Source organism: Hymenobacter tenuis (assembly GCF_054780495.1).
In genome coordinates this window covers 54,624-80,282 of record NZ_BAAGWF010000001.1, presented here as the reverse complement: position 1 = coordinate 80,282, position 25,659 = coordinate 54,624, and the positions used below count along the sequence as shown (strand labels likewise).

24 protein-coding genes are annotated in these 25,659 nt (G+C 55.2%); 16 read left to right on the top strand and 8 right to left on the bottom strand.

All coding sequences use genetic code 11. The features are described from left to right. Positions 1–10 precede the first annotated feature (10 nt). The 8 genes from ACYVGU_RS00360 to ACYVGU_RS00325 all read left to right on the top strand — a co-directional run bounded on the left by ACYVGU_RS00360 (position 11) and on the right by ACYVGU_RS00325 (position 8,662). Positions 11–1,279, top strand: coding sequence for an NADH-quinone oxidoreductase subunit D (locus ACYVGU_RS00360; protein ID WP_460613049.1), 1,269 nt, complete (start codon positions 11–13; stop codon positions 1,277–1,279). 22 nt (positions 1,280–1,301) lie between these two features. Further along, on the top strand, positions 1,302–1,871 hold the full coding sequence (locus ACYVGU_RS00355; protein WP_460613050.1) for an NADH-quinone oxidoreductase subunit NuoE family protein: 570 nt from the start codon (positions 1,302–1,304) through the stop codon (positions 1,869–1,871). Positions 1,872–1,891: 20 nt separating this feature from the next. Further along, on the top strand, positions 1,892–3,232 hold the full coding sequence (gene nuoF / locus ACYVGU_RS00350; RefSeq protein ID WP_460613051.1) for a complex I 51 kDa subunit family protein: 1,341 nt from the start codon (positions 1,892–1,894) through the stop codon (positions 3,230–3,232). Between the two features lie 44 nt (positions 3,233–3,276). Beyond that, positions 3,277–4,278, top strand: a complete 1,002-nt coding sequence (locus ACYVGU_RS00345; protein ID WP_460613052.1) for an NADH-quinone oxidoreductase subunit G — start codon at positions 3,277–3,279, stop codon at positions 4,276–4,278. Positions 4,279–4,373: 95 nt separating this feature from the next. After that, positions 4,374–5,450, top strand: coding sequence for an NADH-quinone oxidoreductase subunit NuoH (gene nuoH / locus ACYVGU_RS00340; RefSeq protein WP_460613137.1), 1,077 nt, complete (start codon positions 4,374–4,376; stop codon positions 5,448–5,450). Between the two features lie 62 nt (positions 5,451–5,512). Next, positions 5,513–6,088, top strand: a complete 576-nt coding sequence (locus ACYVGU_RS00335) for a NuoI/complex I 23 kDa subunit family protein (protein ID WP_460620437.1) — start codon at positions 5,513–5,515, stop codon at positions 6,086–6,088. 97 nt (positions 6,089–6,185) lie between these two features. Then, on the top strand, positions 6,186–6,698 hold the full coding sequence (locus ACYVGU_RS00330; RefSeq protein WP_460613054.1) for an NADH-quinone oxidoreductase subunit J family protein: 513 nt from the start codon (positions 6,186–6,188) through the stop codon (positions 6,696–6,698). Positions 6,699–6,901: 203 nt separating this feature from the next. Further along, positions 6,902–8,662, top strand: coding sequence for a serine hydrolase domain-containing protein (locus ACYVGU_RS00325; RefSeq protein WP_460620436.1), 1,761 nt, complete (start codon positions 6,902–6,904; stop codon positions 8,660–8,662). A 78-nt stretch (positions 8,663–8,740) separates the two neighbouring features. Here the strand turns inward: ACYVGU_RS00325 and ACYVGU_RS00320 are convergent, their stop codons facing one another. From ACYVGU_RS00320 to ACYVGU_RS00310, 3 genes are all read right to left on the bottom strand, one after another. After that, the gene (locus ACYVGU_RS00320) at positions 8,741–9,118 is read right to left on the bottom strand and encodes a hypothetical protein (protein WP_460613055.1); all 378 of its coding nucleotides are present in this window, start codon (positions 9,116–9,118) and stop codon (positions 8,741–8,743) included. Positions 9,119–9,197: 79 nt separating this feature from the next. Then, complete coding sequence (locus ACYVGU_RS00315) at positions 9,198–9,800, bottom strand: RNA polymerase sigma factor (RefSeq protein ID WP_460613056.1); 603 nt, start codon at positions 9,798–9,800, stop codon at positions 9,198–9,200. 198 nt (positions 9,801–9,998) lie between these two features. Further along, positions 9,999–10,460: a MaoC family dehydratase gene (locus ACYVGU_RS00310; RefSeq protein WP_460613057.1), complete on the bottom strand. Its 462-nt coding sequence runs from the start codon at positions 10,458–10,460 to the stop codon at positions 9,999–10,001. Positions 10,461–10,735: 275 nt separating this feature from the next. Between ACYVGU_RS00310 and nuoK the strand changes: the two genes are divergently transcribed. The 6 genes from nuoK to ACYVGU_RS00280 all read left to right on the top strand — a co-directional run bounded on the left by nuoK (position 10,736) and on the right by ACYVGU_RS00280 (position 16,720). Beyond that, positions 10,736–11,068, top strand: coding sequence for an NADH-quinone oxidoreductase subunit NuoK (nuoK, locus tag ACYVGU_RS00305; RefSeq protein ID WP_460613058.1), 333 nt, complete (start codon positions 10,736–10,738; stop codon positions 11,066–11,068). A 95-nt stretch (positions 11,069–11,163) separates the two neighbouring features. Next, the gene (gene nuoL, locus ACYVGU_RS00300) at positions 11,164–13,113 is read left to right on the top strand and encodes an NADH-quinone oxidoreductase subunit L (RefSeq protein ID WP_460620435.1); all 1,950 of its coding nucleotides are present in this window, start codon (positions 11,164–11,166) and stop codon (positions 13,111–13,113) included. 34 nt (positions 13,114–13,147) lie between these two features. Continuing rightward, on the top strand, positions 13,148–13,387 hold the full coding sequence (locus ACYVGU_RS00295) for a superinfection immunity protein (protein ID WP_460620434.1): 240 nt from the start codon (positions 13,148–13,150) through the stop codon (positions 13,385–13,387). Continuing rightward, positions 13,387–14,874: a complex I subunit 4 family protein gene (locus ACYVGU_RS00290; RefSeq protein WP_460620433.1), complete on the top strand. Its 1,488-nt coding sequence runs from the start codon at positions 13,387–13,389 to the stop codon at positions 14,872–14,874. The genes ACYVGU_RS00295 and ACYVGU_RS00290 overlap by 1 nt, the downstream gene beginning before the upstream one ends. A gap of 45 nt (positions 14,875–14,919) precedes the next feature. After that, positions 14,920–16,326, top strand: a complete 1,407-nt coding sequence (locus ACYVGU_RS00285; protein ID WP_460613062.1) for an NADH-quinone oxidoreductase subunit N — start codon at positions 14,920–14,922, stop codon at positions 16,324–16,326. 199 nt (positions 16,327–16,525) lie between these two features. After that, positions 16,526–16,720, top strand: coding sequence for a S41 family peptidase (locus tag ACYVGU_RS00280; RefSeq protein WP_460620432.1), 195 nt, complete (start codon positions 16,526–16,528; stop codon positions 16,718–16,720). A 40-nt stretch (positions 16,721–16,760) separates the two neighbouring features. Here ACYVGU_RS00280 and ACYVGU_RS00275 read toward each other — a convergent pair whose 3' ends face one another. Together ACYVGU_RS00275 and ACYVGU_RS00270 are read right to left on the bottom strand one after the other, a co-directional pair. Further along, entirely contained in the window at positions 16,761–18,080 is a 1,320-nt protein-coding gene (locus ACYVGU_RS00275; RefSeq protein ID WP_460620431.1) for an OmpA family protein, read from the bottom strand. Between the two features lie 172 nt (positions 18,081–18,252). Further along, positions 18,253–19,044 (bottom strand): 3'-5' exonuclease, encoded by a 792-nt coding sequence (locus ACYVGU_RS00270; RefSeq protein ID WP_460620430.1) that lies wholly within the window; start codon positions 19,042–19,044, stop codon positions 18,253–18,255. A gap of 407 nt (positions 19,045–19,451) precedes the next feature. On the opposite strand from ACYVGU_RS00270, the gene ACYVGU_RS00265 reads away from it, so the two are divergent. Both ACYVGU_RS00265 and ACYVGU_RS00260 read left to right on the top strand, forming a co-directional pair. Beyond that, entirely contained in the window at positions 19,452–20,348 is an 897-nt protein-coding gene (locus ACYVGU_RS00265; RefSeq protein WP_460613065.1) for an ABC transporter ATP-binding protein, read from the top strand. Positions 20,349–20,455: 107 nt separating this feature from the next. Beyond that, positions 20,456–24,097, top strand: coding sequence for an ABC transporter permease/M1 family aminopeptidase (locus ACYVGU_RS00260; protein ID WP_460620429.1), 3,642 nt, complete (start codon positions 20,456–20,458; stop codon positions 24,095–24,097). Positions 24,098–24,186: 89 nt separating this feature from the next. Here the strand turns inward: ACYVGU_RS00260 and ACYVGU_RS00255 are convergent, their stop codons facing one another. The 3 genes from ACYVGU_RS00255 to ACYVGU_RS00245 all read right to left on the bottom strand — a co-directional run. After that, on the bottom strand, positions 24,187–24,852 hold the full coding sequence (locus ACYVGU_RS00255) for an SdpI family protein (protein WP_460620428.1): 666 nt from the start codon (positions 24,850–24,852) through the stop codon (positions 24,187–24,189). After that, positions 24,849–25,121, bottom strand: a complete 273-nt coding sequence (locus tag ACYVGU_RS00250; RefSeq protein ID WP_460620427.1) for an autorepressor SdpR family transcription factor — start codon at positions 25,119–25,121, stop codon at positions 24,849–24,851. The genes ACYVGU_RS00255 and ACYVGU_RS00250 overlap by 4 nt, the downstream gene beginning before the upstream one ends. Before the next feature lie 120 nt (positions 25,122–25,241). Beyond that, a partial coding sequence (locus ACYVGU_RS00245; RefSeq protein WP_460620426.1) for a hypothetical protein occupies positions 25,242–25,659 on the bottom strand: 418 nt, incomplete at its 5' end.

Genomic DNA, 25,659 nt, shown 5'->3' with positions numbered 1-25,659 from the left:
TACCCATATCATGGCAGTAAACGACACGCTGGAAGGCACCCATAAAATAATTGAAGAAGCCCGCGAGCAGCAGGCCCGGATTAACCCGTTGGCACCTACTGTAAACGACTTCAACCAGGAGCTCACTACCCTGAACCTGGGCCCCACTCACCCTGCTACCCACGGCATCTTCCAGAACATTCTGCAGATGGATGGGGAGCGGATCATTTCGGGCGTCCCGACTATCGGCTACATCCACCGCGCTTTCGAAAAGATTGCGGAGCGCCGGCCCTTCTACCAGATTACGCCTCTCACCGACCGGATGAACTACTGTTCGTCGCCCATCAACAACATGGGCTGGCACATGACGGTAGAGAAGCTGCTGGGTGTAGAGGTTCCGAAGCGTGCGCAGTACATCCGGGTTATCCTGATGGAGCTGGCCCGTATTACGGACCACTTGATCTGCAACGGCATTCTAGGCGTAGATACGGGCGCTTTCACCGGCTTCCTCTACCTGATGGATGAACGGGAGAAGGTCTATGAAATCTACGAGGAAGTAAGCGGCGCCCGCTTGACCACCAACATGGGCCGGGTAGGCGGCATGGAGCGCGACTTCAACGACGTAGCCATTGCCAAACTGCGGGCTTGGCTGAAAACCTTCCCGGCCGTTATGGCTGAGTTTGAGAAGATGTTCAACCGCAACCGCATCTTCATGGACCGCGTGGTTGATGTAGGTGCCATTTCGGCCGAACGAGCGCTGAACTACGGCTTCACGGGGCCGAACTTGCGGGCTGCTGGCGTCGACTACGACGTGCGAGTGATGAACCCGTATTCTAGCTATCAGGATTTCGAATTTGAAATTCCGGTGGGCACTAAGGGCGACACGTATGACCGGTTCATGGTGCGCAACGAGGAAATCTGGCAGAGCTTGCGCATTATCACGCAGGCCCTGGAAAATCTGCCCGAAGGCCCTTACCACGCTGATGCGCCGCATTACTACCTGCCACCCAAGCAGGCCGTGTATAAGAACATGGAAGCCCTCATTTATCACTTCAAAATTGTGATGGGTGAGATTGAAGCTCCGGTTGGCGAGGTCTACCACTCGGTAGAAGGCGGCAATGGTGAGTTGGGCTTCTACCTGGTTTCCGATGGAGGCCGCACGCCGTACCGCCTGCACTTCCGCCGTCCTTGCTTCATTTACTACCAGGCCTACACCGAGATGGTAGTGGGCCAAACCCTCTCCGACGCCATCGTGACCCTGTCGTCGATGAACGTAATTGCCGGCGAGCTGGACGCGTAGTTTTTTGCTGAATTTGACCCCTATGGAGACGACTGCCGTCAAGCCGCAATTTTCCGAAGCCGCGCAGGCTGAAATCAAGCGTCTGCTTACTCACTACCCCGACGACCGCCGCAAATCGGCGCTACTGCCGGTCCTGCATATTGCCCAGGCCGAGTTTGGTGGCTGGGTGAGCCCCGAAGTACAGGACCTGGTAGCTGAGGTGCTAGGCATCAAGCCGATTGAAGTGTACGAGGTTTCGTCCTTCTATACCATGTTCAACCTCAAGCCGGTAGGCAAGCACGTGCTGGAAATCTGCCGCACGGGTCCTTGCATGCTGCGCGGCTCCGACGAACTGACGGCTCACTTGGAGCGCATTACCGGTGCTAAAGTAGGCGGTCCGGCTTCAGCTGATGGCTTGTTTACCTTGAAGGAGGTAGAGTGCCTAGCGGCTTGCGGCTTTGCTCCCATTGTGCAGGTACGCGAGAAGTATTACGAGCAGCTCGATACTCCGGAAGCTGTGGATGCCATGCTCTCTGAGCTGCGCAACCAAGTGCACCGCCCCGCCCTGCCCTGGGAAGAAACTGGCCTCCCGAACGCGCTGGCCAACAACTAACGTCTTTCAGCTCTGAACCTATGGGACGCAAACTGCTGACCGAACATATTAACGTTGAAGGCATCGACACCTTTGAGGTATACCGCAAACATGGCGGCTACCGCTCGGTAGAGAAGGCCATCAAAACGATGACCCCCGACGAGGTGGTGGAAGAAGTAAAAAAGTCGGGGCTACGCGGCCGTGGCGGCGCTGGCTTCCCTACTGGCATGAAGTGGAGCTTCCTGGCCAAACCCGAAGGTGTGCCGCGCTACCTCGTCTGCAACGCCGACGAATCAGAGCCGGGCACCTTCAAGGACCGTCAGTTGATGTCGAAGCTGCCGCACTTGCTCATTGAGGGTATGATTACGAGCTCATATGCTCTAGGCGCTAACACCTCGTATATCTACATCCGCGGCGAGCTATTGTACGTGCTGCGCATTCTGGAGAAAGCTATTGCTGAGGCATACGCGGCAGGGTTTCTTGGTAAAAACATCCTAGGCTCGGGCTACGACCTGGACCTGCATGTGCACCCTGGTGGTGGCGCTTACATCTGCGGCGAAGAAACGGCGCTATTGGAGTCTTTGGAAGGCAAACGCGGCAACCCGCGCAACAAGCCGCCATTCCCGGCCGTGCAAGGTTTGTATGCTCGCCCTACGGTAGTAAACAACGTGGAGTCGATTGCCGCCGTGCCGGTTATAGTAAACGAAGGTGGCGACGAGTATGCCAAGATTGGCGTGGGCCGGAGCACTGGCACCAAGCTAATCTCGGCTTGCGGTCACCTCAACAAGCCCGGTATCTACGAAATCGAGCTCGGCCTGCCCGTTGAGGAATTCATCTACTCCGATGAGTACTGCGGCGGTATTTGGAAAGGCCGCGACCTTAAGGCTGTAGTGGCTGGTGGTTCCTCCGTTCCAATTTTACCCAAGGAGTTGATTCTGAAAACAGCAGCCGGTGAAAACCGCCTGATGACCTATGAATCGCTCTCGGACGGTGGTTTCATTACGGGTACTATGCTCGGCTCGGGTGGCTTTATTGCCATGGACGAGACGACTTGCATCGTGCGCAACACGTGGAACTTCAGCCGTTTCTACCACCACGAGTCGTGCGGACAATGCTCGCCTTGCCGCGAGGGAACAGGCTGGATGGAGAAAGTGCTACACCGCCTCGAGCACGGCCACGGGCACATGGAAGACATCGACCTGCTAGTAAGCGTGGCCAAGCAAATCGAAGGCAACACCATTTGCCCATTGGGTGAAGCGGCCGCCTGGCCGGTTGCAGCTGCGGTGCGTCACTTCCGTCACGAATTTGAGTGGCACGTGACTCACGCGAAAGAGGCTGCTCAGCCCGGTGCCGTGTATCGCGCAAATGCAGTACTGGTTTAATTTCTAGTAATTGACTTTCTCTTCCTCTCCGGAAGCTCTTGATAATGGCTAAAATAACCTTTGATGGCATTGAGGTTGAAGTTCCGGACGGAACCACCATCCTTAATGCAGCCCGCCAGATTGGGGGTAGCATTGTGCCCCCAGCCATGTGCTACTATACCCCACTAAAAGGCTCAGGCGGTAAGTGCCGCGCCTGCCTCGTGCGGGTAGCGGCTGGTTCGGCCAAGGACCCCCGTCCGATGCCTAAACTCGTGGCCTCTTGCGTGACGCCGGTACAAGATGGGATGGTAGTAGAAAACACTACCTCTGAGCAAGTGCTGAACGTGCGCAAGGGCATTGTAGAAATGCTACTCATTAACCACCCTCTGGACTGCCCCGTGTGCGACCAGGCTGGTGAGTGTGACCTGCAGAACTTTGCTTTCGAGCACGGCGTGTCTACGACTCGCTACCAAGAAGAGCGCCGCACCTTCGAGAAAATTGATATCGGCCCACTCATCCAGCTGCACATGACGCGCTGCATCTTGTGCTACCGCTGCGTATATACTGCTGATCAGATTGCTAAGGGCGACCGGGTGCACGGTGTATTAGGCCGCGGCGATGCTGCTGAAATTGGTACCTACATCGAGAACATCATCGACAACGACTTCTCTGGCAACGTTATCGACGTGTGCCCAGTAGGCGCCTTAACCGATAAAACGTTCCGCTTTAAGCAGCGTGTGTGGTTCACCAAGCCGGTGAACGCGCACCGCGACTGCCCTAAGTGCTCAGGCAATGTAGTACTCTGGTATAAAGGCCAGGAAGTACTCCGCACCACAGCCCGTAAGGACCAGTATGGTGAGGTAAAGGAGTGGATTTGCAACGAGTGCCGCTTTGAAAAGAAAGAGACATCGGACTGGACCATTGAAGGCCCTGCGCACATCGACCGTTCTTCGGTAATTTCGGCCAACCACTACGAGCTGCCCGTCCTGAATCAGTCGGTTATTGCTGACCTGCCTGAAAGTACCCAGCGCGACCTAGAAAAGAATCCTCCTCTGAAATTAGGGTAATCCGTTGCCAGTTGTGAGTTGCCGATTGCCCATTTTGGCAAGGCTAGCACTTCAGATAACTGGCAATTGGCAACTGACAACTCATAACTGAAATGATTGAACTACCCGCATTAGGCTGGCAATCCATTGTCATCTTCGTTGTATTTGCGCTTTCGCTGCTGATTGCAACCTACTGCACCTACGCTGAGCGCGTTATTGCGGCCTTCTTGCAAGACCGCGTAGGTCCTGACCGCGCTGGTCCGTATGGCCTAGCTCAGCCTCTGGCCGATGCCGTTAAAATGTTCACCAAGGAAGAGTTCTTCCCCGGCGGCGCCAACAAGGCTCTCTTCGTTTTTGGGCCCTGCTTGGCCATGATTACGGCATTGATGTCGTCGGCGGTAATTCCGTTTGGCAATAATGTGAGCTTTGGTGAAAACGCTTTCTTCCTGCAGGGCATCGAGGTGAACATTGGGATGCTATGGATTTTTGGCGTGGTTTCGCTAGGAGTCTATGGCGTAATGATTGGCGGCTGGGCCTCCAATAACAAGTTCTCTTTGCTAGGTGCCGTACGGGCCGCTTCCCAGAACATTAGCTACGAGTTGGCCATGGGCATGTCGCTTATTGCGGTGCTCATGATTTCGGGCACGCTGAGCCTGCGCGAAATCACACTGCAGCAGTCCATTGCTGGTGAGTGGCACTTCTGGAATATCGTGAAACAGCCCTTGGGCTTCATCATCTTCTTGGTGTGTGCCTTCGCTGAAACCAACCGTACGCCCTTCGACTTGCCCGAGTGCGAAACAGAGCTGGTTGGTGGCTACCACACAGAATACTCTTCGATGAAGCTGGGTCTTTACCTCTTCTCGGAGTACGTGAACATCTTCGTGGTATCGGCCGTGATGAGCGTGCTGTATTTTGGGGGCTTTAACTTCCCCTTCCAATATGAACTGCGTGACTGGTTGGTAAGCAACCAAGATTGGACGCTGGCCGGAGCTCAAAACTTGATTACGGTGCTGGGTACAGTGGGTCTGTTTGCGAAAATCTTCGCCTTTATTTTCTTCTTCATGTGGATTCGCTGGACCTTGCCCCGCTTCCGCTATGATCAACTGATGCGCCTAGGCTGGACCATTCTGATTCCGCTGGCCGTAATCAACATCCTCATCACCGGCGGGCTCATCCTGTTCGGGGTGATTTAGTAACTTTTCCACTACCTCGTCACGGCTTCTCACCTAGAGAGCGTGGCACTCGGTCTGACGATATGCAACTCACCAATAGAGCCAAGAAACTAGAAAAGAAGCCCATGACTTTGGCCGAGCGGGCCTACCTGCCGGCTATTTTCCAGGGCTTGAGCATTACCATGCGCCACTTCTTCATGAAGAAGGCCACGGTACGTTACCCCGAGGAGGTTCGCCCCTTCTCCCCCATCTTCCGAGGCCTGCACGTGCTGAAGCGCGATGAGCAGGGCCGGGAGCGGTGCACCGCCTGTGGCCTCTGCGCTGTAGCCTGCCCCGCCGAAGCCATTACGATGGTAGCCGGCGAGCGGAAAAAGGGCGAGGAAGGCCTTTACCGGGAAGAGAAGTATGCTATCAGCTACGAGATTAACATGTTGCGCTGCATCTTCTGCGGCCTGTGTGAAGAAGCTTGTCCGAAAGCAGCCGTGTACCTGCAGGCCGATAAAATGGCGCCGCCACGTTACGAGCGGGATGAGTTTATCTATGGCAAAGACCGCTTGGTTGAGCCGGTTTCGCCAGATGAACGCTCCGTGCGCGGTATTCAGCTTACGCCGGAGCAGGCTGATGCGCTGCGCAACAAAATGACCAGCCAGCTGGCCTAGGTAGTAGCGCGAGCCTAACCGCTCGTGCCCTGCCCGCGCTACCTCTCTTCACCGTCTTGACCTTTGCGAGCTAGGTGTTCGCGCTACTGCTTTTCTAATGTCTCCAATTTTCCTCTTTCTGGCTTTTGTAGCGCTGCTCAGCGCACTAGGTGTGGTTTTTGCCAAAAACCCAGTGCACAGCGTGCTGTTCCTGATCCTGACGTTCTTTGCGTTATCAGGTCACTATTTGCTACTGAATGCCCAGTTCCTGGCGGCCGTGAACATTATCGTGTACGCTGGTGCCATCATGGTGCTATTCTTATTCGTGATTATGTTCCTGAACCTGAATGTGGACACGGAGCCGCATAAGCCCGCACTAGCTAAAATTGCTGCCGCTGTTGCGGGCGGGTCGTTGCTGTTGGTATTGGTAGCTGCCCTGAAAGATGTGCAACCTACTGGCGCTACTCTTGATGCGTCCTTTAACTCCCAAATTGGCATGGTCGACCGGTTGGGCCTAGTACTGTATCAGCAGTACTTGCTTCCTTTTGAGTTGGCTTCAGTGCTATTTCTGGTAGCTATGGTTGGAGCCGTAATGCTAGGGAAGCGCGAAACCGGAGAGCGGAACTTTTAGTCAAGCATTTCATTGGCTAAGCCAGCGCGGCCTCTGAACAATTCAGAGGCCGCGCTGGCTTTTAATATTGTTAGAAAAATCAAATTTATTCCCGTATCAAGCTAGCGTAACTCTGCCTCTAATCTTATAAAATTGTGAGTCTGCCACGAGACTGCAGCAGCTGCATTTAGCTGTTATAGAGGCACTTTTATGAAGTTGGATTTGTGAAGAAGTTACTAGCCCTCCTTTTGGGCTTGCTTGCTATACCGGCCTGGGCCCAAACAGGGGTATCGTCGCCGGAAACTGTTCCGCTAGACGCGGTAGTGCAAAAGTTTATGAGTCGCTGGAAGATACCTGGCGCATCCGTGGCCATCAGCCGGCAAGGGAAACTGGTGTATGCCCGCGGGTTTGGGTATTCGGACCTTGAACGCACCCAGCCCATGACACCTGCGACCCTAGTAAGGGTGGCCAGTGTATCGAAGCCAGTGACGTCGATTGCCATTATGAAGCTGGTAGAGGACGGTCGCCTCGATCTGCAGCACAAGGTTTTCGGGCCGGCAGGCTACCTTGATGGAGCGTACTACAGCGACGTTATTGAGGACGAGCGCCTCTATGATGTAACCGTGCGACAACTGCTGGAGCATACCGGCGGCTGGAACCGTGACGCCGGCGTTGATGGCTTCAGCAGCTCGGACCCTATTGATTTTCCCTTGCATGTGGCGCAGGTAATGGGCGTCCCTAACCCGGTTGGCGACTCAACTCTGGTGCGCTATCTATTAAGCAAGGGGCTGAATTTTACACCGGGCACTCGCTTTGCGTACTCTAACATTGGGTATTTGGTGCTCGGTAAAATCATTGAGAAGATAACCGGCCAGCGGTACCAAGCGTGGGTGCGTGCAAATATTCTGGAGCCTAGTGGCGTGCGCGAAGCGCACATGGCGCACAATCTGCTCGAAGACAAGCAGGAAAATGAAGCGGAATATTACTCGCCCTTGACAAACGAATCGTGCTACGGCACGGGTAAGCGGGTGCCCTACGCGTATGGCGGCGCAAACCTAGAGGCCATGAATGCCCACGGCGGGTGGCTTTTCACGGCGCGAGACCTAGTACGCTTGTTGTTGGCTGTGGATGGCTCCCCGACCCGCCCCGACTTATTGCTGCGTGCTACCCTAGATACCATGACGGCCCCCTCCGACGTCATGAAGCGGTACGCAAAGGGTTGGATGGTAAACAAGCGGGGTGTGTGGTGGCATACAGGATGCCTCAATGGGTCAGCAAGCCTAGTAGCCCGCAATGCCGATGGCTACACTTGGGCCATTCTGATAAATTCCTTCCCGAGCAACAACCGCTTTTGGAAAGACTTAGAGGACTTGGGCTGGGACTGCATCAATAGCACCAACAGCTGGCCTAGCTACGACCTGTTCCCACCCGAGCAAAATGCCTCTGAGTTGCGCCTAGCTCAGGCTTCGCCGAATACAGCCACCCTGGCCTGGGCTAATGGCAATGGTACGCACCGGCTATTAGTAGTGCGCGAAGGTGGGCCGGTGAATGCGTTTCCGCTGGAAGGACGCAGCTATGCTGGCGGCCGCATACTAGGCCAAGGTGCCACCCTAGGCCACGGCAACTTTGTAGTAACCGCTGGCCCTGATAGCCTCGTACGGCTCAACGGACTTCAGCCGGGCCATACCTACTATGCCCGCGTGATGGAATACCGGATGCAAGAAAACGACAAAATGGCGCCGGTGTATATGTTTGATGGCAACCCAATACTCCGCTTCCAGATGCCAGCAGCGGTTCCGTTGGCCCAAGCAAAAGCACCAACGGTTTCTCGCCGGGGGCTAGCTAGTAAAGGGCGTGCTAAAGGCAAGGAACAAGCGGTGCCGGCTGCTCAGCCCAAGCGTACTGCCCCAGCTGAACATGCCGGAACGCCTTCCTATCTGGTGCGCTTACGAACTTTACTCACCGGACACACTAGTACGAACTAGCCTACTAAACGCAACGAAGCCCGTGGTACTTACCACGGGCTTCGTTGCGTTTAGTAGTGGGGCTTGCCCCGCAAGCTATTAGGGCATTGGAGCAGTCTGCGTGTCTTCAGCGGGCTGGCGGCGCAACCAGGCGGGGCCACAGCTGGCGCGCATCTTTTGCCGGAATTTCTCTTGTTCCTCGGGAGTTAGGTGGGCCATGCGCGACTCCATTTTCTGCCGCCATGCCCGGCGGTGGCGGGCCCAACCGCCGGCACGGCCACCTCGGAAGCCTCCAAACAGAATGCGGGAAAGCACTAGCAGCCCCAAGGTTTGCCAAAACGTGATGTAAGGCCCATTAAACAGGGAGGGAATCAGCCAGTTCCAGAGGCTCATGGTCACGAAGCCAGCCACAGCAACCAGTAGCGCTCCGAAGAGCAGGAATTTGAGGCCGCGAAGCAGCCAGGAAGAGCGGTTCATTTTAGTAGGGAATTTAGTAGTCCAAGCGCAGGCACGGGCAGTTGCAGCAACGTAATGCCTCATGCGTAAGCGGGTGTGCTTAATCGGTAAACAGCTCCGTGTACAGCGTCTGGAGGCGTTTGCGCAGGTGCTGTACGGCGTAGTGCTTGCGCGAAATCAGGGTTTTGAGCGGCACGCCCGTTTCGGCTTCCATCTCGCGGAAGCTTTTGTCTTCCAGCTCATGCCAGATAAATACCTGCCGTTGGGCAGCAGGTAGTTCTGCAAGCGCATCCGTTAGGGCTTCCATAAGGGTTTCGCGCAGCAGCCGGTTTTCGGGTGCATCATCTGGCGCGGGCAGAATATCAGCCAGCAACAGTGTGCTTTCCTCCTCATCAAGCCCCCGGGCTAGTTCTTCTTCCAAAGAAGTAGGGCGTTTGCGGCGGTAGAGGTCGGTGATTTTGTTGCGTGCCACCCGGAACAGCCATGCGGCGGCCTGCTCCACAGGCTTCAGCATGCGGTAGCTTTCTACTAGCTCGGCAAATACATCCTGCAGTACATCCTCGGCTTCGGCTTCATCCGGAATACGGCGGCGGATAAAGGCCAACAGCCGGGTGCGTTGGGTGCGCACGGCTTCCTGTATCTGCAGGTCCTGGTGGCCGGCCGTCATGCGTGAGGCGTCGAGTGGTAGGGCGATGGTATCCATTCTGCCCTGAAAGACGCGGGCAACAGGAAAATACTTTATTCCGAAAGAAAATAATTTGGCCGACTTCGCTTCCCCTCATTTACTACCCCTTCTATACTCAGCAACCCTCCTTCTAACCAAAAAATACTGGCTAAAAAGGGGTTGCTGAGTATAGAAGGGGTAGTAAAATGGCGGGAAACTTTGCCCAGTACTGCTAGCCTAGTTGAAGTGATATAGGAAGGTAATGATGCCCGTGTACGCTGGCTTACGGCTGCCAATAACTTCCAGCGTTACCTCAATGCGGGCTTTGGCAATGCCGCGCAAATCTTTTACGGAAAGCAGCTTGGCCCGCAACTGCACTTGGCTATCCACTACCACGGCCTGATTAAAGCGCAAGCTTTCCACTTCATAATTCACCTGCATCTTCAGGTTCTCAATCGTCACGATTTGCGTCCAGAGATAGGGTAGCAACGATACCGTGAGGTAGCCGTGGGCAATGGTAGCCCCAAACGGAGACTCCACACGAGCTCGCTCCGCATCCAGATGGATCCACTGAAAATCAAGGGTAGCGGCCGCAAACTGGTTGATTTGCTCCTGCGTGATAGTATGCGGATTTGATACGCCTAACTCGTGGCCTTCATAGCGCTGAAGCTCGGCTAGGCTGCTAATGGTAATGCTCATTTAAGTGCAGTTGGTGGTGAATAGAACGAAGGTAACGTGTTGTATCAATCCAGCCTCTGGCTTTTCACTTGGGCACATGCGCAGGAGGCCGTTTGGCGCGCGTAGTAGCAGGCCGGTGGCTTAGCCTTGGCTGGCACCTAGCAGATAAGCTGATTTAGCGCGTAGCTACGCCAATTTTAAGGGTGGCGTTTTCCGATTTTCAGGATACCTTTGCCGGCTAGTTGTCCCTACCTCATCCGTAAAACGGGACGTCCTTTCGCCGTCAGCCTTACTGCATGGATCAGAACATACCGCAGGTTATCCAAACGGTACCTCTACAATACTACGTCTTCTTCGCCACGGCTCTTTTTTCGATTGGCGTGCTGGGGGTGCTCACAAGGCGTAATGCCATCATCATCTTCATGTGCATAGAGCTGATGCTCAATGCCGTGAACGTGCTGCTGACGGCCTTTTCGGCGTATCGCGCTGACCCAAACGGACAGATTTTCGTGTTCTTCATCATGGCCGTGGCCGCCGCCGAAGTGGCAGTGGGCTTGGCTATCATCGTGATGATTTACCGCAACCTCCAGAATACCGACGTCAATCTGCTTAACCGACTGAAGTTCTGAGTTAGGATTCTGGAGCCGAAGACTTCAGGCCGGGCACGCAGTTTACGCTGTTTGCCTACCTAGTCAGCCGCCCCAGGAGCCCAAGCCCCCAACCTATGCAAGAACAAGTAATCCCCGCTGCCGGCGCTCCGTACCCGCTCTTCCTGTACGTGCTGATTCCGCTGTTGCCGTTCCTGGGCTTTCTCATCAACGGGCTCCTGAACCGGCGCCTTTCCGGTACGGTGGCAGGCGTTATCAGCTCAGCGGCTGTGTTAGGCTCGTTCCTGATTTCGGCCACCCTGTTTGCTACCTTCCAGTACCCTTACACCGTCACACTGTTTGAGTGGATTCGGGTAGGTACCATGCATATCCCCTTCTCCTACCAAATCGACCAGCTCAGCCTGATTATGCTGCTGCTCGTGACGGGCGTCGGGTTCCTGATTCACGTGTACAGCATTGGCTACATGCACCACGATGAAAACGTGGGCAAGTTTTTCAGCTTCCTGAACCTGTTTGTGTTCAGCATGCTGGTGCTGGTGCTGGGCGCCAACTTCGTGATTTTGTTCATAGGCTGGGAAGGCGTAGGCCTCTGCTCTTACCTGCTCATTGGCTTCTGGAATAAGAATACCAGCTACAACAACGCCGCCAAGAAAGCCTTCATTATTAACCGTGTGGGCGACCTGGGCTTCCTGCTTGGCATCTTCCTGATTTACCGCGCCTTCGGTTCGGTACAGTTTGGCGAGGTCTTTCAGAAGGCTTCACTAGGCCAGTTTGGCGACTACACGGCAAGCATCGTCACGGTAATTACGCTGTTGCTGTTCGTGGGCGCTACCGGTAAATCGGCCCAGTTGCCGCTTTATACCTGGCTACCCGACGCAATGGCCGGCCCTACCCCCGTATCGGCCCTGATTCACGCGGCTACCATGGTGACGGCGGGTATTTATATGATCATCCGCGCGAATGTGCTCTTCACGCTCGCCCCCGATACGCTTGAGGTTATTGCCATCATCGGCGGCGCTACCGCGCTATTTGCCGCTACCATCGGCCTGGCCCAGAACGACATCAAAAAGGTGCTGGCCTACTCCACCGTTTCGCAGCTCGGCTACATGTTCCTGGCTCTGGGCGTAATGGGTTACAGTACGTCCCTGTTCCACGTCCTGACGCACGCCTTCTTCAAGGCCCTGATGTTCCTGGGCGCCGGCTCCGTGATTCATGCCATGAGCAATGAGCAGGATATGCGCCGCATGGGCGGTTTGCGCAAATCGTTGCCCATCACGTTTATCACCTTTCTGGTGGGCTGCTTGGCTATTGCGGGCATTCCGCCTTTCTCGGGCTTCTTCTCTAAAGATGAAATTCTGCTGCACGTCTATCAGCACAGCAAAGTGTTGTATGCAGTAGGCCTGTTTACCGCTTTCCTAACGGCGTTTTATATGTTCCGTCTGCTGTTCCTGACCTTCTTCGGCGAGTTCCGCGGCACCGCAGAGCAGAAGCACCACCTGCACGAGTCGCCCGCTTCCATGACGCTGCCGCTTATCGTGCTGGCTATTTTGGCAGCTGTAGGTGGTTTTATGAACGCACCACTGTTCCTGGGCAAAGGCTACCTAGCCGATTACCTCGCGCCACTCTTCACCTATTCGCAGCGCATTAACCCGGAAGCCTTCGGCGCTGAGGTTGATCATGCCACCGAGTACATGCTCATCGGCCTTTCAGTAGGGGCTGGCGTGCTGGGTATTATTCTGGCCTACGTGCAGTACGTAAGCCGCGGCGTGCGCCCAGCTGAAGATGAAGCCCAGCGCTCGGCTCCCGAGAATCTGGTGTACCACAAATACTACATCGACGAGCTGTATAACGCGCTGTTCGTTCGCCCCATCATGGGCCTTTCGCGCGGCCTCTACCGCTTCGTGGAAAACGGCATCATCGACCCCATCGTGAATGGCTTAGGCCGCATGACCATGGGTGGCGGGCAATTACTTCGCTATGTGCAAACCGGTTCCGTGGAAACCTACCTCATCCTGATGGTAGTGGGCATTGTGCTGGTGCTGGCGCTGAACTTTATGAAGTTTTAAGCATATGCTTGGCATTTTGCTTCTAGCGGACACCATGGAATTCGGCTTCTCTCCGGTCGGAATCTTCCTCCTTTTGGCTGGCTATTTCATGCCCGCCATTTTCGGCCGCGAACAGCAGAATGCAGGCACCATACTTCTTTTAAATCTGCTTTTGGGCTGGACTATCATCGGATGGTTTGCTGCTCTTCAACTTGCGCTGAAACTGTCGCCTGCTGATAAGGAAGCGGTTGCTTCCTTCCGGTGCAGACGTCATTGGAATAACCTGATTAGCTAATGCTGACTGTCCTTCTCCTACTCTGGCCCGTGGCGGCCGCCCTGCTGCTGCACTTCTTTAAAGGTCGTGCGGCCCGGGTCGCGGCGTTTGGCGCGGCGCTGGTTGAATTTGCCATCGCGCTTTATGCCGCTGGTTTCTCTGGTGCCAGTTTGGCCTTGGGAAACTCAGCTGCGGCTCAATTTGAAGCCAACTACCCCTGGATTGCCTCCGCAGGCATCAACTTCCATGTAGGTATGGATGGCCTCAGCCTGCTGTTGGTGCTGCTTACCACCTTCCTGGTTCCGATTATCCTGCTGGCTGCCTTCCGCCGCAATTTTGAGAACGAAAGTGTTTTCTATGCGCTGGTGCTGTTTATGGAAACCGGCCTGATTGGCGTATTCACGGCGCAGGATGCCTTCCTATTCTACTTTATGTGGGAAGTAGCACTGATTCCGATTTACTTCCTGGCGGGTGTTTGGGGCGGCGAGAACCGCGCCAAGGTTACGTTCAAGTTTTTCCTCTACACCATTGTCGGCTCGCTGTTTATGCTAGCGGGCTTTGTGTACCTCTACTTCCAGACGGGTCCGGCCGCAAACGGCTTATCAGCTCACAACTCGGAGTTGGCTTCCTTTTACAGCCTGAATCTGCCCGCCGAAACGCAGCTGTGGCTGTTCTGGCTGATTTTCGCGGCCTTCGCCGTGAAGATGCCCATCTTCCCGTTCCATACCTGGCAGCCCGATACCTACACTGAGGCTCCGGCTCCGGCCACTATGCTGCTTTCGGGCATTATGCTGAAAATGGGTATCTACGGCTGTATGCGCTGGTTGATTCCGGTACTGCCCCTAGGCACTGATTACTGGCAAAACCTGGTGCTGATTCTGGCAGTTATCGGCATCATCTACGGAGCTATCATTGCAATTCGGCAGCAGGACGTGAAGCGGCTTATTGCCTATTCTTCGCTTTCGCACGTGGGTCTGATGATTGCCGGGGTGTTCTCTCTGACGCAACTAGGCATGCAGGGTGCCAGCATTCAGATGCTGGCGCACGGTGTCAACGTGGTGGGCATGTTCTTCATTGCCGATGCCATTGAGCGCCGTACCGGCACCCGCAACATTGCCGACCTGGGTGGTCTCACCCGCCAGGCACCAATCCTAACGGTGTGTTTCCTGGTGCTGCTGCTGGGCACAGTGGCCTTGCCGCTCACCAATGGCTTTGTGGGCGAGTTCCTGCTGCTAGCCGGAGTGTACCAATACAACGCCTGGATGGGAGCGGTAGCTGGTGTTACCATCATTCTGGGAGCCGTGTACTTGCTGCGCATGTTCCAGCGCGTTATGCTAGGTCCAGACTCGGCTCATACCGCTACATTCACCGACCTCAGTGGCGCGGAGCTAGCCCTTCTGGTCCCGCTCATCGTGTTGGTATTCTGGATTGGCTTGTTCCCTAATACTTTCCTGCACCTATCGGAAGGTAGTGTGATGCAGATTCTGAACGAGGTAGTAAAACGCTAAACTGACGGCAGCCCGCGGCTCCGGCCCCGGCTACCTCCTACGCTAATGAATTCAATCATTCTGCTTTCCGTTCTTGGCCTCGGTAACCTCTTCTTAGGTTTCCGCCGCTCCAACCGGCTTCTGCTGCCTGCGGCCATGCTCATGCTGGCGGTGGTGTTCGGCGTTAACTTCCTGGATTGGGGCACGTCGCAGTCGTACTTCAACGACATGCTGCTTATTGACAACTTCTCGGTGGCTTTCACTGGTATTGTTGTCCTGACGGCCCTCTTGCTGATTCCTTTCTCGCAGCATTACGTGCGCGATGGAGAAGCAAATCTGGCGGAGTATTATTCCCTGCTCTTGTTCTCGCTGGTAGGCGCTATCATGATGGTAGCTTATAACCACCTGCTGATGCTGTTTCTGGGCATCGAGACGCTAAGTATTGCCATGTACGTGCTGGCGGGGTCTGATAAGCGAAACCTACGCTCCAACGAAGCCGCCCTGAAGTACTTCCTGATGGGGGCCTTTGCGACCGGCATCCTGCTCTTCGGCATGGCACTGGTATATGGTGCTACCGGCACGTTTGTGCTCCGCGACATCAGCTTTGCGGTGCAAAACCCATCTAATGCTTCCCTAACGCCCATGCTGTACATCGGCATGCTGATGATGCTGATTGGTATTGGCTTTAAGGTTTCGGCCGCTCCGTTCCACTTCTGGACACCGGATGTGTACGAGGGCACCCCCACCTTCTTCACTGCTTTCATGAGCACCGTGGTGAAAACCGCTGGCTTTGCGGCTTTCCTGAAACTGCTGGTGCAGGCTTTCCCCGCGGCTTCGGCCCAGGGGGTGTGGCTGCCTACGCTTACCGCTATGTGTGTGCTTACTTTGCTCATCGGAAACGTGGGGGCGGTTGCGCAAACCAGCCTCAAACGCATGCTGGCATACTCCAGCGTATCGCACGCGGGCTACCTGCTCATCGGGTTGGTAGCGTTCAATGGGCAACTGGAAGGGGCCTCGGCTAACGGCATTTTCTTTTATTCCTTGGCGTATTCTATTGCCACTGTAGCCGCCTTTGGGGTGCTTAAACTAGTAGCTGATTCCCGTTCGCGGGAAGATTATAACGGACTTACTGGCTTGGCAAAAACGAACCCTCTTCTGGCCTTCGTCCTGACGGTAGCCATGCTTTCTTTGGCCGGTATTCCGCTCACGGGTGGCTTCTTCGGTAAGTTCTTTGTCTTCTCAGCAGCGGTGGAGAATGGCTACATTGGGTTGGTGGTGTTTGCGGTGGTGATGTCGATGGTGAGCATTTACTACTACCTGCGCCCCATCATTGCCATGTACATGCGCAACCCCGATGTAACAACTGCCACTCCAGTTCCGGTAACCACGTTTCAGTCGGCGGCTTTGCTCCTGCTTGCGTTGCTGACGGTCGTGTTGGGCGTACTTCCGGGCCTAGTAGCTGGGATTCTGTAACCGTTCTAGGTTGTAAAATCTATCAAAGCGCCTCTGCCTTCCGGCAGAGGCGCTTTTTCGTTGCCGGAGCTCTGGCGTGTGGCTGGTAAGCAACTGCAAGCGGCACGGTTAGGACCGTTGCGGGGGCTAGGGTTACATTAAGGGCAATGTCCTCACGCAGCTACCACAGGTAACGCAGGTAGGTACTGCCACCAAGGGCATGCTCTCCTATATGTACAGTGTGCAGCTGCCCAATGGCCTTGATGTGACATTCTCCCACCAACGCTACACCACTACCTTGGGCCAGCCGCTGGAAGACCTGGGGGTGCAGCCCGATGTGGTGGTAGAAAACGCCCTACCCGATATGCAAAAGCAGCACAATGCCGTGCTGGTGAAGGCGCTGGAATTAGCCTAAGCCGAAGCCATGCGACTAGGCCCACTAAGTAATCTAACCTTCACTTTTTAACCACCCGGATGCTAATTCGGCGGTTGAGGGCGCGGCCTTCGGGGGTCGTGTTAGGCGTAACGAAGTACTTGCCGCCATAGCCTTTGGCCTGCATGCGGTTTATGTCGACGCCGAGGGTAGCAAGTACCAGCATGGCCGTCTTGGCCCGGTCTTCACTGAGTTGAAAGTTTTTGAGGGAGTTGCCAGTGCTATCGGTGTAGCCGCCAATTTTGATAATGGAGTTCGGAAACGTTTTCAGGACACTGGCCACGTTGCGCAGCTGCTGAAACGATTCATCGGTGAGGGTCGTCTGGCCGGTTTCGAAATACACCCGGTCGAAGTTGATCCAGCCTTTGGTGCGGTTTACGGAATCAACTTCAATGGCTGGGTCAGACAGGAAGGTATAGAGGCGATTTTCTGTGGAAGTAGCGCCTACTTTCTGCGTGGTACCATCGGCGAGGCGCAGGATGATTGGCTGGCCGGTGTCGTAGATGTAGTTACCGGAAGTGGCATCGTAGCGCCCTCCCGACTCACCATCTGGTACGGCGGCCGTGGTAGGTGCAGCCTGCACCGTAGTCGCTAGGCCTGCTTTGGCATCCATACTGAAAAAGCTGCCCTGCCCAAAGAAATATCCCAGCCCGACGGCTGTGAGCAGCAGTAAGCCTCCCTGCCACACCAGCCCGTTGCTTTTCGCCGCTACCGCAGGGGTAGCAGGCGTATAGGTTCGACCCGCACCGGCAGCCGCCCAGGCCCCAACAGCAGAATCAGAAGTGCCCACGCCCAGCGCTACTTCCGGCAATACCACAGAGCCCGCAGTTGCTGCTGTGGGCGCACTACCAACCAACAGGAGCTGCCGTATGGTATCTTCTTCCTGCTGTAGCCAACGGGCCAATGCCATAGCATCGAAGCCATGTTCCTGGCTATACTCGCCGGCGATGCCCAGGGCCACAACGGTGGTTAAGCTCAGCAGATAATGCCCCGTTGCTTCCCTGATACCGGCTGCCGAGGCCACCCGCAGGCCCGTGAAGTGATAGGACTCGCCCAGTAGCCCGTGCATGATAGTGTCGCCGCGCGCTATCCAGTCAGTGTGGCTAGCCCCAAATATTGTTTCTAACACGTTAGCGCCGTAGGCTTCGCGGCTGAGGCGCCATATAGCTTCTGGACCGTCGGGGCCGTTGGAGCGGCCAGCCAGCGCACGAACCACTAGGGGAACCAGTTGCGTCAGGCTCTTGCCAATGGCAGTGAGGCTTTCCTGCGTGTCAAGCGCAAGGCGAGCCAGCACATCTTCCGTAAAGAAGGCATGAGATGAATGTACTTGTGTTTGTTTCATAAGTATAGCTTTCCCTTTCTAACCAACATATTGTAAAGTATAATTTTTTATTTGAATTATTACGTAAAATACACGCGTACACAAAAAAGCCTTTCTCTAGCTGAAGAAAGGCTCTTATATAATGAGCTTGTAGTTCAGTGGTTTAGCCTGCGGCCTTCACGCCAAACAATTCTTAGGTACGGCGCATTAGCACGGTTTCTTCGTCAGCGTAAGCTATGGCGTCGTCAGTGAAGGGCTGTTCGCCCCGGAATTTCTGCAGCAGGCGCGCCGTAGTAATAATGTCTTTCTGGCAATAGCGGGCAATGCGAGGCAAGTCGTTTTCCTCGTAATATACTCGGGCCACATCCTTACCTTGGATATCATCTTTGGGGGTAGGGATGCCGAACATGGCGGCCAGCAAGCTCAGCGATGTAAACGATTTCCGGTCGCCGAACTTCCAGAGCTCCATGGTATCGAGGTGGGGTACTTCCCAGGGCTTTTTGCCAGCGGTATCCAGGTGAGGCGGCAACTCTAGCCCGTTGATGAGCATGCGGCGCGAGATGTAGGGAAAGTCGAACTCCTTGGCGTTGTGTCCGCACAGCCGGAAATGTGGCCGGTAACTGATAGCCTTGCTGAATTCCAGCAACAGCTTCCGCTCATCGTGCCCATAAAAAGACTTCACGCTGAAGCACGCCTCGCCGGTAGGCGCGTACCGGAAGCGGCCCACCGAAATGCACACCACGCGCCCAAACTCAGCATAGATGCCCGCCTGCTCAAACAACGAAGCGGCGTGCAGCGCATCGGGCAGGGGCGCAATGTGGTCGTGGTGCGAAATCCAGCCTTTTTCGCGGCGCAGGGCGTGGCATTTGTGCTCCCACAGCTCCTTCAGCATCTCCTGCAAATCGTCGTGGCAGCCCACGCAAGGCACGGTTTCGATGTCGAGGACAAATACCTCATCGAGCTTCAGGTCGCGGAGCAGACGCATACGGACGCGGAAAAAAGTGCAGAGAAGCAGGAAAGATAGAAGAAACAGCCACAAAACCGCAGTTTCAAGCAAAACTGCGGTTTTATGGCTGTAATTGTCTGCGGTATTTTTGATCATGCCTTAGGATTCTGCCTTTCCGGCAACTAGCTCCTACGCCACTACAGCACAGCAACTCTACCTACTAGCCTTGCACCACGGCTAAACCCTCACTCACTGCCATTTGAGGGGCAATAGTGGCCTGTTGGTTGAATATGCACCAACATTAGAATTGGGCTATATAATATTACCTAGCGCCCTTCCAGCTGCATCTTACATTCTCATCATCAGACACCTACCCAGTTCCGCGGGGTATTGATGTGGTACCGGACAACGCCTTCAGTATATCATTTACCCACTTTCTCTCTGATATGGCCCTAGTAATTGAGCATCTGTCCAAAACCTATCCCAACGGCACGCAAGCCCTGAAGGACGTCAGCCTCACCATCCCGACCGGCATGTTCGGGTTACTGGGCCCCAACGGCGCAGGCAAAAGCAGCCTGATGCGCACCATTGCTACGCTACAGGAACCCGACCACGGCTCCATACTGCTGGACGGCCTGGATGTGCTGCGTGAAAAAGACAGTGTACGGCGCGTGCTGGGCTATCTGCCCCAGGAGTTTGGCGTGTACCCGCGCGTATCGGCGGAGGAATTGCTCGACCATTTGGCCGTGCTGAAAGGGATAGGAAATGCAAAAGAGCGGAAAGAGGCTGTGGAAGCCCTGCTCCAACAAACTAACCTGTGGGAAGCCCGCAAGAAAAACCTGGGCGGCTACTCCGGCGGCATGAAGCAGCGCTTTGGCATTGCGCAGGCCCTACTCGGCAATCCGCGCCTGATTATCGTGGATGAACCCACTGCCGGCCTCGACCCTGCGGAGCGCAACCGCTTTCATAACCTGCTGAGCGAGATTGGCGAGAACATCATCGTGATTCTGAGCACGCACATCGTCAGCGACGTGTCGGATTTGTGCCGCAACATGGCCATCATCAACAAAGGCCAAGTACTGCTGCACGGCGACCCGCTGACGGTAATGGAAGAGCTGCGCGGCCGCGTGTGGCGCAAGTTGGTAGAGAAAACGGAGCTAGCGGCCCTGCAAACCCACCACAACGTTATCAGCTCCCGCCTGTTTGCGGGCAAAACAGTGGTGCACGTACTCAGCGAAGACCGCCCCGACGGCGCGTTTGAAGAGGTGAACCCAGACCTGGAAGATGTGTACTTCGCCCAAATCAATGGGCGGAAGGTGATGGTAGAAGCCGCCGCGGTATAGGCGCAGGTACGCTTTATCCGGCGTCCGTTAGCTGAGGTTTGCCTTGTGGCGGACCCTAGTGGGCCGGCCGCTTCCCTCCTTTTTCCATCTGACTTTCTACCTCCCGTATGTTTCTACCCATATTCCTTTTTGAGCTGAAATACCGCTTCCGGCGGCCCGCTACCTGGATTTACTTTGGCTTGTTTTTGCTGATGGCGTTTCTGCTGGTGACGGCGGCCGGAGGTGGTTTGCCGGGCTCCAGCGTGAGCATTGGCGGCAATGCCAACGTGAAGCTTAACGCGCCGCACACCATCAGCACCATGATTTCGGTACTGAGCTGGATTGGGGTGCTGGTGGCTTCGGCCCTAATGAGCAACTCCGTGTACCGCGACTTTGAGCACAAAACGCACTCGTTGTTTTTCACTACCCCCATCAGCAAGTGGGGCTATTTGGGCGGGCGCTTCCTGGGCTCGTTTGTGGTGGCCATTGTGGTGTTTACGGGCATTGGGCTGGGTATCTGGCTGGCTACCCTTATGCCCTGGATCAAGCCCGAAAAGCTGGGGCCCACGCAGCTGAGCCATTATGTGTGGCCTTACCTGATTATGGTGCTGCCAAACCTGCTGTTTTCAGGAGCAGTGTTCTTCACGATGGCCACACTCACGCGCAATATCCTGAGCACCTACATCGGCTCGGTGGTGCTGCTGCTAGGGTACATTGTGGCCCAATCCTACCTTTCCGACATGGACAATGAGGTGCTGGCCTCTTCCCTGGATGCGTTTGGGGCGGGCGCCATTTACTTCACTACCCGCTACTGGACGCCTGCGGAGAAAAACACGCTGCTGCTGCCCCTGAGCAAATACATCCTGCTGAACCGCGGGGTGTGGCTCGGTGTGGCGTTGGCCTTACTGGCGTTATGCTTTGCTCGGTTCCGCTTCTCGGCCTTTGCTTCGGAGGCCAAACCGGGTAAACGCAAAGCAGCTTCGCTAGCTGCCGCCGCGGCGCAAGCCGCCGCCATGCCCGCCCCTACCCAATTGCAGCTCCCAAAGGTTGCTCAGCTGTTCACTTCGGCCATGAGCTGGCGCCAATGGTGGAGCCTGACCAAGATGGAATTCCGCGGTATTGTGCGGAGTGTGTATTTCATTGCCATTGTGGCTTCGGGCGCTATTTATCTGCTCGTAATCGGCACCCAGGTGGGCAAGATGTACGGCACCACGGTGTTTCCCGTCACCAACGAAATCATGGATGCGCTGGGCGGCAACTTTGCCCTGTTCATGCTCATCATCATTACCTATTACTCCGGCGAGCTGGTGTGGCGGGAGCGGGAATCCAACATTTCTCAAATCACCGATTCGTTACCGGTACCCAACTGGGTGCCGTTCTTTTCCAAGCTCATGGCCCTGGGCCTGATTCAGGTGGTGTTGCTGCTGGTGGTGCTGGTGTGCGGCGTGCTGATACAAACAGCGCACGGCTACTTCCAATACGAGCCACTGCTGTACCTTAAAGGACTGTTTGGCGGACGACTGCCCGACTACCTACTGCTGTGCGTGCTGGCCATGCTGGTGCAGGTGCTGGTAAACAACAAGTATGTGGGCCACTTCGTGATGGTGCTGTACTATGTTGCCAACATCTTCCGCGGGCAGCTCGGCCTCAACCACCACCTGCTCGACTACGGCGGAAACCCCGACATTCCGTATTCGGCCATGAACGGATATGGTCACTTTGTGCAGGGCTTTGTGTGGTTTAAGGTGTACTGGGCGGCTTTTGCGGTGCTGCTAGCGGTGCTGAGCAACCTGCTGTGGGTGCGGGGCACGGAGGCCTCCTTAAGCTGGCGCCGCCAGGAAGCTGGTCGGCGGTTCCGGCGCCCAGCCTGGGTAGCGGCCGGCCTGGGCCTGTTGGTGATACTGGTGTCAGGAGGCTTTATCTTCTACAACACCAACGTACTGAACGACTACCGTACGCCCAAGGCGGAAGAGCAGATGCAGGCCGCTTTCGAGAAGAAGTACCGCCGCTACCTGAATGCTCCGCAGCCGCGTATTACGGCCGTAAACCTGAACACCGACATCTTCCCGGAGGCGCGCCGGGTGAACTTCACGGGCTACTTTGTGCTGCAAAATAAAACCAGCCGGCCGCTCGATTCGGTGCACGTAACCATTCCGCAGGACGCCCGCATCCGGAAGCTCGACTTTGGGCCCGGCGCTACCCTAGTACTGAACGACTCGGCCTACCTCTACCGCATTTACCGCTTGGGCCAGCCCCTGGCTCCCGGCGACTCGCTGCGCCTGAACCTTGAGGTAGCGTATGAGGAGAAAGGCTTCCCGAACAGTGGCTCCAACACGAGCATCGTGTACAACGGCACGTTTTTCAACAGCAGCTACCTGCCTTCCTTGGGGTATTCGGAAAATCGGGAGCTAGGCGACGATGATGTGCGCAAGCGCAACGACTTGCAGCCCAAGCCCCGCATGGCCCGCGTAAATGACCTGAAGGCGCGGCAGAACACCTATATCAGCCACGACTCGGATTGGATTCGCTTTGAAACCACCGTTAGCACCTCTCCCGACCAAGTAGCCGTTGCGCCCGGCTACTTGCAGAAGGAATGGACCACAGATGGCCGCCGCTACTTCCACTATAAGATGGACCGGCCCATGCTCAACTTCTACTCCTTCCTCTCGGCCCGCTACGCCGTGAAAAAAGACCAGTGGGTGGATTCCGTGGGCCAGCGCACCATCCCGATTGAAATCTATTATCATCCCGGCCACGAGTACAACCTCGACCGCATGGTGAAGGGCGTGAAGGAGTCGTTGAGTTATTTCTCGCGCAACTTCAGCCCCTACCAGCACCGGCAGGTGCGTATTCTGGAGTTTCCGCAGTACGCCTCGTTTGCCCAGAGTTTCGCCAATACCATTCCGTTCTCGGAAAGCATCGGGTTCATTGCCGATGTGGATGACAAGAACCCCGACGACATCGACTACCCCTTCTACGTGACCTCGCATGAGGTAGCGCACCAATGGTGGGCCCACCAGGTAATTGGGGGCGATGTGCAGGGCTCGACGCTCATGTCGGAAACCCTCTCGCAGTACGCGGCTTTGATGGTGATGAAGCACCATTACGGTGCGCACACGATGCAGAAGTTTCTGAAGTATGAGCTGAACAGCTACCTAGGCGGCCGCTCCTCGGAGCGCAAAAAGGAAGTGCCGCTGGCCCAGGTAGAAAACCAGCCCTATATCCATTACCGCAAAGGCTCAGTGGTAATGTATGCCCTGGCCGACTACATCGGGGAAGCCAAGCTGAACGCGGCGCTGAAGGAGTACACGAAAGCTGTGGCCTACCAGGGCCCGCCCTTCACTAACTCCACCGAGTTTCTGGGCTACATCAAGCGCGCTACCCCCGACTCGTTGCAGTACCTAGTAAAGGACATGTTCGAGAACATCACACTCTACGACAACCGCATGACGGCTGCTACCGCCCAGAAGCTGCCGAACGGCCAGTACAAGGTGAAGATGACTATTGAGTCGCGGAAGTTTTACGCCGATAGCCTCGGCAATGAGCGCGACGCGAAGTATCAGGACTGGGTGCCGGTGGCCGTTTTCCCGGAGCAAGGCAAAGAAAAAATGCCTGTGCTGCCACTAGCCATGACGAAGCGCCGCCTGCACGCGGGCACCAACCACCTGGAGTTCATTGTGCCGAAAAAGCCCGCCAAAGCTGGCGTCGACCCCTACCACATGCTGGTAGACCGGACGCTGGAAGACAATACCAAAGCGGTGGAGCTATAGTCTCTTGTTGCCCACTGAAACGACACGTAACAAAAAGAGCCGCCTTACCGGGCGGCTCTTTTTGTTGAGGTTGTGTGCCTATAGTTAGACTAATGGGCCCGGGCTTGCTTCACTTCCTGCTGATATAGCCAATAGGAATAGGCATACACGGCCACCACTGTACCCAATACGCCTACGAGCAGTACTGCCATTGCTATTTCAGCTGACCCTACTAGGCCCAGCAAGGCGCTCAACCCACCGGTGGCAAAAAATAGCCTACCTCCCAGCCGATGCGTACGCGCCCAGATAAGCGGAAACTCTAGGGCCCATGGCGTCTTGAACCCCACAAAATAGTTGGGCTGCACGGTGGTCAGGTAATTGCCCATCAGGGCAAAGAATACGCCCATGATAACGGCCAACCCTCTACCCGGCTGCACCGCCGGATGCAGCGCGGCATACAGGCTAAATACGGCTAGCCCGCTCGTTAGGCCCACCAAGGCTAGCAGCAGCTTCTGGTAGTTTACGCTGCTGGTATCAAGGCGCTTTTTAGGGTCGAGGCGAGGCAGGAATGCTAGCAGTAGATAGGTACCCAACGGCATTCCCAGACACAGCAACCAGATGTTTTCTTTCGCCGTGAATCCGTTGGCTGCGCCCGCTGCACTGAAGTGCGTTGGAATCTGAGCCGGCAGCAGTGGCCACGTATACACCAGATATGCTACGGGCAGTACGAGCAGCAGCAGAACCAACAAGTTCCAGATGGTGAGTTTCGGTTTCATAAACTTGAATCGTTACTAGGTTTGAACTGTAGCAGCCAGCCCAGCAGCTCGTCTACTACAGTCATGTTAAGAGTATAGGTCACGAATTGGCCTTGTTTGTCGCTGGTTACTAGGTCGGCTTGGCGAAGCAAGTCCAAGTGGTGGCTGATAGTGGGTTTCGAGAACTGGAAGTGGTCGGCTATTTCCCCGGCCGTGCGTGGCTGCTCGCGCAGCAGCACCAGAATGGCGCGGCGCGTGGGGTCGTTGAGGGCTTTGAAGAGAGCGTTCAAGTACTGTTAGTTATTTAGACAAATATCTAATTATTTATGAAAAATACAAATCCAAATTCATTTCAGAAGTAAGAAGTATTTGATCAGATCTAAAGCGGCACCTGCTATGCCAAGCGCCGTTTATCTATTCAACCATTCGTTTTTTGGTGGTTCTCCGACATAATAAACTGCTTCGCAGCATCCGAAAATCAGAATTGATCCTTCTATGTATGGGTGCAACTCATCAAGTGCAGACGAAACCGTAAAATCCCGGCCATCTAATGCAGGATCAACCGATATAATATAGCATCGTGTATTATTAGGCATTCTCGCAATATGTGCAAGAATAGCCATTTTGTTATTGCCTACTATACGCTTAAGTATACTCTTATCGAGGTGTTGGCCGTGGCAAAGCATTTCAAGAAAAACCTTGCGCTTTTTTGGAACGCCAATGAAGTCTAAGTACCGTTGACGCTTGTTCTTCGTCACATATCTGTTAATGAAAGCGGCTTCTAATTCAAAATCCATAACAATGGCATAGATACAGAGTATGAAGCAA

What these genes read in the sequence shown, in the direction of transcription:
- ACYVGU_RS00360 (WP_460613049.1), top strand. Translation starts at nt 11, where the DNA reads ATGGCAGTAAACGACACGCTGGAAGGCACCCATAAAATAATTGAAGAA.
- ACYVGU_RS00355 (WP_460613050.1), top strand. Translation starts at nt 1,302, where the DNA reads ATGGAGACGACTGCCGTCAAGCCGCAATTTTCCGAAGCCGCGCAGGCT.
- nuoF (WP_460613051.1), top strand. Translation starts at nt 1,892, where the DNA reads ATGGGACGCAAACTGCTGACCGAACATATTAACGTTGAAGGCATCGAC.
- ACYVGU_RS00345 (WP_460613052.1), top strand. Translation starts at nt 3,277, where the DNA reads ATGGCTAAAATAACCTTTGATGGCATTGAGGTTGAAGTTCCGGACGGA.
- ACYVGU_RS00335 (WP_460620437.1), top strand. Translation starts at nt 5,513, where the DNA reads ATGCAACTCACCAATAGAGCCAAGAAACTAGAAAAGAAGCCCATGACT.
- ACYVGU_RS00330 (WP_460613054.1), top strand. Translation starts at nt 6,186, where the DNA reads ATGTCTCCAATTTTCCTCTTTCTGGCTTTTGTAGCGCTGCTCAGCGCA.
- ACYVGU_RS00320 (WP_460613055.1), bottom strand. Translation starts at nt 9,118, where the DNA reads ATGAACCGCTCTTCCTGGCTGCTTCGCGGCCTCAAATTCCTGCTCTTC.
- ACYVGU_RS00315 (WP_460613056.1), bottom strand. Translation starts at nt 9,800, where the DNA reads ATGGATACCATCGCCCTACCACTCGACGCCTCACGCATGACGGCCGGC.
- ACYVGU_RS00310 (WP_460613057.1), bottom strand. Translation starts at nt 10,460, where the DNA reads ATGAGCATTACCATTAGCAGCCTAGCCGAGCTTCAGCGCTATGAAGGC.
- nuoK (WP_460613058.1), top strand. Translation starts at nt 10,736, where the DNA reads ATGGATCAGAACATACCGCAGGTTATCCAAACGGTACCTCTACAATAC.
- nuoL (WP_460620435.1), top strand. Translation starts at nt 11,164, where the DNA reads ATGCAAGAACAAGTAATCCCCGCTGCCGGCGCTCCGTACCCGCTCTTC.
- ACYVGU_RS00295 (WP_460620434.1), top strand. Translation starts at nt 13,148, where the DNA reads ATGGAATTCGGCTTCTCTCCGGTCGGAATCTTCCTCCTTTTGGCTGGC.
- ACYVGU_RS00290 (WP_460620433.1), top strand. Translation starts at nt 13,387, where the DNA reads ATGCTGACTGTCCTTCTCCTACTCTGGCCCGTGGCGGCCGCCCTGCTG.
- ACYVGU_RS00285 (WP_460613062.1), top strand. Translation starts at nt 14,920, where the DNA reads ATGAATTCAATCATTCTGCTTTCCGTTCTTGGCCTCGGTAACCTCTTC.
- ACYVGU_RS00280 (WP_460620432.1), top strand. Translation starts at nt 16,526, where the DNA reads ATGCTCTCCTATATGTACAGTGTGCAGCTGCCCAATGGCCTTGATGTG.
- ACYVGU_RS00275 (WP_460620431.1), bottom strand. Translation starts at nt 18,080, where the DNA reads ATGAAACAAACACAAGTACATTCATCTCATGCCTTCTTTACGGAAGAT.
- ACYVGU_RS00270 (WP_460620430.1), bottom strand. Translation starts at nt 19,044, where the DNA reads ATGCGTCTGCTCCGCGACCTGAAGCTCGATGAGGTATTTGTCCTCGAC.
- ACYVGU_RS00265 (WP_460613065.1), top strand. Translation starts at nt 19,452, where the DNA reads ATGGCCCTAGTAATTGAGCATCTGTCCAAAACCTATCCCAACGGCACG.
- ACYVGU_RS00260 (WP_460620429.1), top strand. Translation starts at nt 20,456, where the DNA reads ATGTTTCTACCCATATTCCTTTTTGAGCTGAAATACCGCTTCCGGCGG.
- ACYVGU_RS00255 (WP_460620428.1), bottom strand. Translation starts at nt 24,852, where the DNA reads ATGAAACCGAAACTCACCATCTGGAACTTGTTGGTTCTGCTGCTGCTC.